Origin of the sequence: Aphanizomenon flos-aquae FACHB-1287 (assembly GCF_014698755.1) — a bacterium.
Classification (GTDB): domain Bacteria; phylum Cyanobacteriota; class Cyanobacteriia; order Cyanobacteriales; family Nostocaceae; genus Dolichospermum; species Dolichospermum flosaquae.
Genome location: NZ_JACJTO010000070.1, coordinates 1 through 9840, shown reverse-complemented (window position 1 = coordinate 9840; position 9840 = coordinate 1). Strand labels below are relative to the sequence as shown.

Below are 9840 nucleotides of genomic sequence, written 5' to 3'. Positions count from 1 at the left end.
AAATCAGTTATGTTCATTGGATGGAAGATATTATGAAATGTTGACATTTTTACCCTTGATAATACTAGTATACTTAAATATGTAAAGTTTTGTAACGACATTCAACATTTCTGTTCTATCTCCTAATGCTGCAATGGTTTTTATCCAAGCTAAACTTTGATCTAATTTTGGAATAGGTGGAACACTATACCAGCCTAAAAATTGCTTAATGTCATGATTTAGATTTTTAATGTCTTGGTTAGTTTCTGAAATATTTTCACATTTAAACTGTAAAGCTTCTATATTTTGATATGGAGAAATATTTCCAGATAAAATTAGGCTTTTCCGTTGGCTAAAACTAGAATCAGAAACCACAGCAATATCATTTTCATTTGCATTGCTTATTGTATCCTCTGATTTAGTCCAATAAAATGAACCTGTATCTGTTGGTGTATTAACTATGCAAGGTTTAGAAAGATGATAAACTCGCAATATCAACAACTTGAGAACTTTCTGCTGTTCAAATATATTTTCTAAAGCAGTCAAATTCCAAATTGTTGATTGTGCAATTTTCGGTAAAATATCCTTTTGCTCAGGATTAATACGCCATTGATATTCACAACGCGCCCAAAATTTAAGATGAATAGGGTATGTTGAATATTTAGCCCAGGAATTTCTAGCTTTTGCTAAATACTCAGGTTGATAATATTCCTCTAAACTGAGGTTATTTGGGAGTTGTTGACATGGATATAACCAAGATGCTTTACCTTCAGGTTGAAACTGTTTAAAAGGTACTACGATCAATTTTCCCAAAGCCAGCATTTCCACATCAAAAGCTGGTAATTGAATTCCATTTATTATTTGAATACTCATATCACACCGGCGCACTCAAAATTTCACAAATTAATAGATTATCAGCAGCAAGACCTAAATCTTTCACAAATTGTTTTATTTCTTCTTTAGTAAATCCATAGTCTTCAGATTGTTCATAAATTTTCTGAATCGCTACTAGAGGTTTCATATCATTTTTTTTCAAAACCACTACTTCACCTCCCTGTTCTTTTTCCAGTTTTTCTTTTAGCGCATATCCAATTTTCCAACTTCTCGGAACATCAGTAGAACGGATTAAACAACCACGAGTAAGTCCGTATTTATCGTAGTTTACTAATCTCGTCATTACAGCATTAAATGTTTTACCATTTGTCGTTTCACATATTCTTACCCCAATTTTAACCTGGGATTTATGCAAGCAGTCATAACCAGAGATAATAAAATGTAAATCATGTGTTGCATCAGCAATTTTTTTAACTTCTTGAATTACTACATTTGCTGTACCACCATTAGGAATCATAGTCATAGCACAGAAAATTATTGCTGCTAATTGATCATCATCTTTCATGGGTATACGAATGCGTTTAAGTAACTCCTGGTACTTCTCCAAAAAAGTTTTCTTCTTCTTCTCATCTTCATCTTCTCGTCGTATTACTGGACTAATTATTAGAGGTAAATCTCGTTTTTGGATTATGACTTTTTCAAATTCATCAGCACACCATGTCATCAGAGAACGCGCACCAGCAGATTCACTAGCAATATGTCTAATTTTGCTTTCTTCAAAGGGATATAAATGAGGATAATCTTCAGAGTTGAGATTATTATTTTTATAAAACCAATCTAGTCTGAGTTTAACCAATTCTATAGTCTGTTCAGTAGTAGGTGGTTGGGCTTTAACTGATCTTTGTCCAACTCGATCTGGGATACCACTTCCCATTTGTTCAATTTCTCTCCATGTGTCACTAATAACGCAGCAAATGAGAATTACATTAGTACATTTAAGATAAATTTGATCGATACATTTAGCAACATTTTGAGCAGGACTATCTCCAGAATCATTATCAGTACCAGCACTATCTAGTTGATCAAAACAAATTAAAACTGGCAATGATGCTATTTCAGCTAATTTACAAATTTGTTGCATCATCCAGATAGATTTGTCTTCTTGTAAATCAACTGAAAATTCAGGTAATCCTAATTTTTTAATTTCTGAATGATCCTCACCTTTAATCCAGGCTAAAGCAATTTGAGCAACTTTGACGTTTTTCAACAATAAAAATAATATTGCTCTGAGAAAATTGAAATCAATTCCAGTTTGATTTTCTAAGATTGCTTCCACCAATTCATCAAAAAAGCCTGATAGAGTAGCTTTACTTTGACTAGCTACAATATATTTTCGTAACTCATCAGGTGAATTACATTTTTCAATATATGAGCGATATTTATCCTCAAACTCTGATCCTTTTAAAGTATTAATCGCTGCTGCTGCTAATTTCTGCCATTGGGTAATTCCTTGACTATCTTGATGGGTAAAACTATCAGCCAAGTAAAAACGTACATGAGAATTAATTCGTTTAGGATTAGCATAAGGACCAATATAGGCGAAAACTGAACCTCCTTCTTGTGTTATTTTTTTCCATAACCTATGGATAATATGACTTTTACCAGTACCTCTATCACCTTTAATTGCAATTCCAATTTTAGGAGAATATTTTTGACGTACTTCAGTAATTGCATCAAAAATTCTTTCATCAATATGTTGATTAAGTCCAGGTAAATCATGAATAACAACATCGCCCCAAACTGCATCCTCAGAAATTACTGGAATCGAACTAAAAGGATTTACAGATTTTTGACGTGCTTGTTCAAATAAGGCATATTTATCTGTGTTTGACATAATTTTTCTCTACTTTACTTTTATCAAGGTTTACTAGCGAAGAATAAAAGACCTCTAATTTCACTATTGATAGAGTCTTGTTTCTGTTCTTCAGTTGCTCCTCGTGCTTCTCCACTTTGGAGATATAATAATTGCTCTGCTTGCATATCCATGATCCAAGTATTAAATTGATCACGTTGTAACCGATTTCCTACCTCTTTGCGTATTTGCCAAATAGGAACTAACCCAGCATGACTATAGCTTCTGTCTAACTTGTCAAATAAATCAAGAATCTCTAATTTAAACTCTTCATAAGAACCAATTACCTCAACCTTAACCCCATTATCTAATACGACGGTCTTATTTACAACCACACCAACCTGACGAAACCACCGCAATAACGCATTAGCTACCCAAGTTCCTATAGTCTTACCTGATTCAAACTCAAACTCATCACTACGTAAACCAGCACCTAACACATCCAACCCTATTGGTGAATTGAGAGTATAACTAATTGCCGATCCTTTTTTAAGGATAGTAATAGCTCCCTGCTCTTGCAAATCCTCTAAAATACCTTGATAGTCGGTTATTTTCTGACCCTTAGACACCACCCGCTTGCTTAATTTACCCTTAGCTACCTTCTGTTCATTTGCTCCTAATTCCCACAATGCAAGCAGTAAGCGAGTTTTAGCGTAACTCCCCTGTAAATCCTGATTCTTTAAACTCATGATGATATGCGTTAAATGACTGAATTATTATAAACCACATTCAGCACCCTTAGCTCACACAGGTAAATTACGGAAATAAGAAAGAAAACTGAGGCTAAAAAATCACATATTAGCGAAAAAATACATTAGTGAAAAAGAAAAATACCAAAAATGGGGACAAAACCCATTTTCAATTATCATCATTTCCATTAGAAAATTCATTAATTACTGATAATTCTTGATGATCTTCCTGATCATGAACCCATTTATCTAAGACATCTTTAATTAAAACTTCTTGAACCCAAATTTTTGCCACAACAGTAAGAGGAAGTGCCAAAAATAATCCTAAAAATCCAAAAAATGTGACAAAGAATAATTGAGAAATAAGAGTAACCGCTGGCAATAAAGACACTTGATGTGCCATAACTAAAGGTGTAATGAAATTGCTTTCAGTTTGTTGAATTATAAAGTAGAGAATAAAGACAAAAAGAGCCTTCCAGGGATTATCTAAAAGAGCGATCGCCATAGCTGGTAATACACTCATAGTCGGACCCAAATTAGGAATTAAATTCATAAATCCCGCTAATACTCCCAAGGCCAATGCAGCTTTTACACCTAAAATTGATAACCCCACTAAACTCATAATACCAACCACAGAAACCCCAATTCCAGCACCAGTAACCCATCCCTCCAAAGAAACTTCACACTTATCTAAAATCCCATTTACCCGCAGACGATAAAACGAGGGAAATAGCCGGATAAATACTTTTCTATAATCATCAGGATTAGCCAAAAACATTCCTGTTAAAACTAGGACTAATAAAATTTTCAGGACAACCTCTAAAGATCCTGAAACAAAGGCAAAAGAGTTACCTAATAGGCGATTAAATAGCGGTTGTGCTTGTTCAATTAAACTATTTAAATTCGGTATATAGGGTAATAATTGTGGAGGAATATGAGATCTTTGGACATCAACCCAATTATTAAAACTTTTAAATCCTTGGGGAACTCTATAGGTGAGTTCATGAAATTGCTGGACAAAAGGTGGTACAACAAACCAGAAAAAACAGACCACACCCGCAAAGAAAATCCCCACAGCCAATAAAACGGCCAGTCCTCGTTTTATTCCTAAAGTTTGGAAGCGTCGTGCTAACCGATTTAAAGTCGTCGCTAAAACAACAGCAGCAAATATTAGTAGCAAAACGTCCCTAAGATGCCATAATATATATAAAGATATTCCTAAGGCGATTAAACCTATCCATTGACCAAGGTTCACAAACGAGCCCCCCTGCTTAGTAAGATGCTTTTTATGCTAATGCCATTAGATTAACTAATTTTAGGAGCACTAACTATATTTTTTGCTGTTAATTTTGTTTTTGTGTTCGTATTCGCCATATTAAAACAGTTGCCATGATCATAGTCGGTGATAAAACCATAATTAGTACATTGGCTATAGTTGCTGAAATCGATAAAAACGGAGCAGCATATTTAATTAATAGCGAAAGTAAAATCGAAAATAATAACAGTTTTAGCAAAAATGCGCTAGACTGAGTAGCGTGTCCGTGTTGATTTTCCATAATAGTACAGCAAACACATAATTTTATAGGGTATATACTAATTTAAACCTTGCTCTCCACTTTCTACAATAGTCATTAAATATAAAACTTGACAAAAAGTAGACACTTGAGTAACTTAATACCTTGTTTAAATTGGCAAAGGCCTTGATTTGTAGGTTGAATTAAAACGTAAAACCAAACATGAGCATTGGGTTGTGGTATTTCTTAAACCAACCTACAGAAAATTGATAAGGTATTATTCAGAAGGAACTCTTAACGGGCAACTTTCTAACAGTAAAAACTCATGTTTAAAAACATGAAATTGAAATAATGGCACTGTTTTTTTCGTGCTACGCATCTTTTTAAAACATCTTTTTTTTGACTGAGCTTTAAACTGGTGTATAAGAGTCTGTTCCCTGTTCCCTTTTTTTGTAATTGTGAGCATTTTTGTGAGTTTAGTGAGATTGGCGTTAATTATCCCCAATAAAGGTGGATATTGCTCATACTGAACTACTTAAAAATTTAAATCTGATTACAAAAAAGATACGAAATTACCAAATTATTTTCAGGTCTACCTTGCCAAAACCGATATTAACCATCATAATTATCGTTTATTGTGCTGATTTTTAAAGAAAATTCTCGTCCGAATAGACATATCTATAGAGCGTTAAACAAGCTACCGTTTACAGATAAATTTATGCGGATTATGGCTTGTTTTCTACCATTATTGATTTGGTGCGGGTACAAAGTAATACAAAACCAATTTGTACAACCACAAGCAATATTAGTTTTGGGTGGTTCTACTCGCTTTTTAGAAAGGGAAAAGTTTACAGCCAAATTAGCGCATCAATATCCAAATATACCCATCTGGATATCTGGAGGCAGTCCACCTCAGCATACCAAAAAGATATTTGTTAATGCAGGAATTGATCCCCGGCGTTTAAACTTAGATTATGAGGCCGTAGACACAGTTACCAACTTTACCACCATAGTAGATGAATTGCAGTCTCGTGGCATCAAAAGTATTTATTTAATTACATCTGATTTTCATATGCGTCGTGCTTCTATCGTTGGTGAAATTGTTTTAGGTAGTCGAGGTATGAATTTTAAACCCGTATCAGTTCCCTCAAAAAATTCACCAGAACCCATTGAAAAGTCTATTCGGGATGGTGCTAGGGCAATTATTTGGGTAGCTACAGGTTATACTGGTGCTAATAGTCTGCGAGGTGCAACCGTTCAGGGTAAAAATAAGTGATAGATGAAGATTAAGTTAGTGGGGATATGAGGGAGGCGATTTTTGAGATATTTAATTTTTAATTTTTAATTGGCGGACAATTCCCAATATCACCACAATTTGATACCCTAGCTTAAACAGTGTTGGAAGAATTTAAAGCGTGGAAATTCAACTTGGGCGCGGAAAAGTGGCTCGTCGAGCCTATGGAATTGATGAAATTGCTTTAGTCCCTGGTAACAGAACCCTCGACCCGAGTTTAGCTGATACTAAGTGGAAAATTGGCAATATTGAGCGAGAAATCCCGATTATTGCCAGTGCAATGGATGGTGTAGTTGATGTAAAAATGGCTGTTCGCTTGTCCCAGTTGGGGGCATTGGGAGTAATTAATTTAGAGGGTATCCAAACTCGCTATGCTGACCCAGAACCGATTTTAGATCGGATTGCCTCTGTGGGCAAAGATGAATTTGTCAGCCTCATGCAAGAATTATATGCCGAACCAATAAAGCCGGAATTAATTGAAAAACGTATTCAGGAAATTAAACAACAAGGTGGTATTGCAGCAGTTAGTTCCACTCCAGCAGGTGCGAGCAAATATAGTGAAGTAGTAACCAAAGCTGGAGCAGATTTATTTTTTATCCAAGCTACCGTAGTTTCTACTGCTCACCTCTCCCCAGAATCTGTTACTCCCCTTGATTTAGCTGAATTTTGCCGTTCTATGCCCATTCCCGTGGCCTTGGGGAATTGTGTAACCTATCAAGTCACTTTAGAGTTGATGAAAGCTGGGGCTGCGGCAGTATTAGTAGGTATTGGACCTGGTGCAGCTTGTACCTCTCGTGGAGTGCTGGGTGTAGGCGTACCTCAAGCTACAGCGATCGCTGATTGTACAGCCGCTAGAGATGATTATTACCGGGAAACCGGAAAATATATCCCCATCATCGCTGACGGTGGTTTAATCACCGGTGGAGACATCTGTAAATGTATCGCCTGTGGTGCAGACGGTGTGATGATTGGTTCTCCCTTTGCTAGAGCCGTCGAAGCCCCCGGCCGGGGTTATCATTGGGGTATGGCAACTCCTAGCCCCGTATTACCTCGTGGGACTCGGATTCGTGTTGGTACTACAGGAACTCTAGAGCAAATACTCCGAGGACCAGCAGGTTTAGATGATGGTACTCATAATCTTTTAGGAGCTTTAAAGACCAGTATGGGAACTTTAGGCGCTAAAAACATTAAGGAAATGCAGCAAGTTGAGGTGGTCATTGCTCCTTCTCTGTTAACTGAGGGTAAGGTTTACCAAAAAGCCCAACAGTTAGGCATGGGTAAATAACTTAAAAGGTGATTGGTGATTGGTGATTGGTCAGTGGTCAGTGGTCAGTGGTCATTGGTCATTGGTCATTGGTCATTGGTCATTGGTCATTGGTCATTGGTGATTGGTCATTGGTGATTGGTCATTGGTCATTGGTGATTGGTCATTGGTCATTGGTGATTGGTCATTGGTCATTGGTCATTGGTCATTGGTCATTGGTAAGGGTTTTATGCTAACAACTGACAACCGACAACTGACAACGAACAACAACTTTCAGAATGACTGGAAAAATCACATATCTAGCCTACAATAGAGTTGGCGGAGACAAATGTTTCCGTTCACTCCTCACACCACACTCCGCCCGGACTAATGTTCGGGCGGTTCCTTATGTTAGGGATTCATTTTCCAATTTCTTAGAAATATACATCCTTTGCCTTTAAGAGGACATTTTTGCTATGGTAGAATTTTCACCAAGCTCAGAAATATCTTATGTGAGGGTTTTTAGGTATGTCAGCAGCAGCACCAGTTACAGATTCTACGTTTAAGGCAGAGGTACTCGATAGCGACGTACCCGTATTAGTTGACTTCTGGGCACCTTGGTGCGGTCCATGCCGCATGGTAGGTCCTGTTGTAGATGAAATCGCTGATCAGTATGGAGAAAAATTAAAAGTTGTCAAAGTTAATACTGATGAAAATCCTCAAATTGCTAGTCAGTATGGTATTCGCAGTATTCCTACATTAATGATTTTCAAAGGTGGAGAAAAAGTAGATATGGTTGTCGGCGCTGTCCCTAAAACAACCTTATCTACCACTGTGGAAAAGTATCTTACAACCCCATAGGCAACAAACTCCTGTTAGAGTTATTCATTGACCAAAAATGCGGGATACAAGCCCCATCCTTGACGGCTTGATGATAAAATGAACATAGTCACCATCAAGAGACTATAAAGCTTATTTACTGAGAAACCTGTATTGTAATAATTACAGTCAATATGGGAAATATCATGTAAAATAACCTAAGTTACTAGTACAGCTAAGTAAATTCCAACAGCAAATTACATAAGCCTTTTAGGGATTTTTAGTTATTGTTAGTTGACTTACGCCCCATTGTACTAGTAACTTGAGTTAGAATATAATGCCATTATTGCGGCAGTAAGTATGACCCCTGAAGCGTCTTTTTCTTCATTAGATTCTCTCCAAGCGGATATTGCTGAATTAATAGACCGTTTACCAACTCTAAAACATCGGCAGTTTATTCAGCAATCACTCACCACAATTTTGCGTCTTGCTGATAGTGATATTGAACGTCTTGATTGGAAAATACTATCCGCCGCTTTAGCAGATATGGAATGTGGTTTCCAGTTGTTTTATAACTACCGTCATGTTCGGAAAATTACTATTTTTGGCTCTGCTCGTCTAGCGCCAGATTCGTCGGTATACCAAATGGCAATTGCATTCAGTCGTGCTGTTTCTGGGCTAGGATTTATGATTATGACAGGTGGTGGTGGGGGGATTATGCAAGCTGGTCAAGAGGGCGCTGGTAGGGAAAATTCCTTTGGTTTAAATATTCAGTTACCCTTTGAGCAACAAGCTAACCCAATTATTAAAGATGATGCTAAACTAATTAATTTTAAATACTTCTTCACTCGCAAGTTATTTTTCCTCAAAGAAAGTGATGCTGTGGCTTTGTTTCCTGGTGGTTTTGGTACTCAAGATGAAGCTTTTGAATGTATGGCATTAAGTCAAACAGGCAAATTTGGACCAATTCCTTTAGTATTAATTGATCAACCAGGAGGTGATTATTGGCATTCTTGGGGTGAATATATTAATGAAAAATTGGTAAAAACAGGGCTTATTAGTCCAAATGATCCGAGTTTATACACTATTACAGATAATCTAGAAGTTGCTTGTCATGCCATCACCGAATTTTACCGAGTTTATCACTCTAGTCGTTATGTTGCTGATCAATTGGTGATCCGATTGAGAGAAGATCTATCAGATGCTCAAGTGGAATTACTGAATACTGATTTCAATGATATCCTGGTGGCAGGTAAAATTATTAAAAGTCAAGCACTACCACAAGAGGAACAAGACGAAACCTCTGATTTACCTCGGTTAGTTTTGAATTTTAACCAACGAGATTTAGGGCGTTTATATCAAATGATTGCGGTAATTAATCAGATGGGTACAACTCCAGAGGAAGTATTACATCCAGAAAGGAAATAGATTATACCAAGATATTACAGCAGTTTGATATCAAGTCCAGTACAAGAATAGCTATCTAAATAGGGTCAAAAAACAATCCACAATGATTAAACCAATTGAGAGCATTTTCATCAGTAATAGCATTAACC

At 36.6% G+C, this 9840-nt stretch carries 9 protein-coding genes; 5 read left to right on the top strand and 4 right to left on the bottom strand.

The window, feature by feature from the left end; all coding sequences use genetic code 11:
* Window positions 1-30: 30 nt before the first annotated feature.
* From H6G44_RS19560 to H6G44_RS19545, 4 genes are all read right to left on the bottom strand, one after another.
* The gene (locus H6G44_RS19560; RefSeq protein ID WP_190388223.1) at window positions 31-852 is read right to left on the bottom strand and encodes a DUF1802 family protein; all 822 of its coding nucleotides are present in this window, start codon (window positions 850-852) and stop codon (window positions 31-33) included.
* 1 nt (window position 853) lies between these two features.
* Window positions 854-2707 (bottom strand): hypothetical protein, encoded by a 1854-nt coding sequence (locus tag H6G44_RS19555; protein ID WP_190388222.1) that lies wholly within the window; start codon window positions 2705-2707, stop codon window positions 854-856.
* A 23-nt stretch (window positions 2708-2730) separates the two neighbouring features.
* On the bottom strand, window positions 2731-3414 hold the full coding sequence (locus H6G44_RS19550; RefSeq protein ID WP_190388221.1) for a hypothetical protein: 684 nt from the start codon (window positions 3412-3414) through the stop codon (window positions 2731-2733).
* A gap of 169 nt (window positions 3415-3583) precedes the next feature.
* On the bottom strand, window positions 3584-4669 hold the full coding sequence (locus H6G44_RS19545) for an AI-2E family transporter (protein WP_190388220.1): 1086 nt from the start codon (window positions 4667-4669) through the stop codon (window positions 3584-3586).
* 986 nt (window positions 4670-5655) lie between these two features.
* On the opposite strand from H6G44_RS19545, the gene H6G44_RS19540 reads away from it, so the two are divergent.
* From H6G44_RS19540 to H6G44_RS19520, 5 genes are all read left to right on the top strand, one after another.
* The gene (locus H6G44_RS19540) at window positions 5656-6204 is read left to right on the top strand and encodes a YdcF family protein (RefSeq protein ID WP_190388224.1); all 549 of its coding nucleotides are present in this window, start codon (window positions 5656-5658) and stop codon (window positions 6202-6204) included.
* 139 nt (window positions 6205-6343) lie between these two features.
* Window positions 6344-7507 (top strand): GuaB3 family IMP dehydrogenase-related protein, encoded by a 1164-nt coding sequence (locus H6G44_RS19535; protein WP_190388219.1) that lies wholly within the window; start codon window positions 6344-6346, stop codon window positions 7505-7507.
* Window positions 7508-7533: 26 nt separating this feature from the next.
* Window positions 7534-7722 (top strand): hypothetical protein, encoded by a 189-nt coding sequence (locus H6G44_RS19530; protein WP_190388218.1) that lies wholly within the window; start codon window positions 7534-7536, stop codon window positions 7720-7722.
* A gap of 271 nt (window positions 7723-7993) precedes the next feature.
* On the top strand, window positions 7994-8326 hold the full coding sequence (gene trxA / locus H6G44_RS19525) for a thioredoxin (protein ID WP_190388217.1): 333 nt from the start codon (window positions 7994-7996) through the stop codon (window positions 8324-8326).
* A 318-nt stretch (window positions 8327-8644) separates the two neighbouring features.
* Window positions 8645-9712, top strand: a complete 1068-nt coding sequence (locus H6G44_RS19520) for an LOG family protein (RefSeq protein WP_190388216.1) — start codon at window positions 8645-8647, stop codon at window positions 9710-9712.
* Window positions 9713-9840 lie beyond the last annotated feature (128 nt).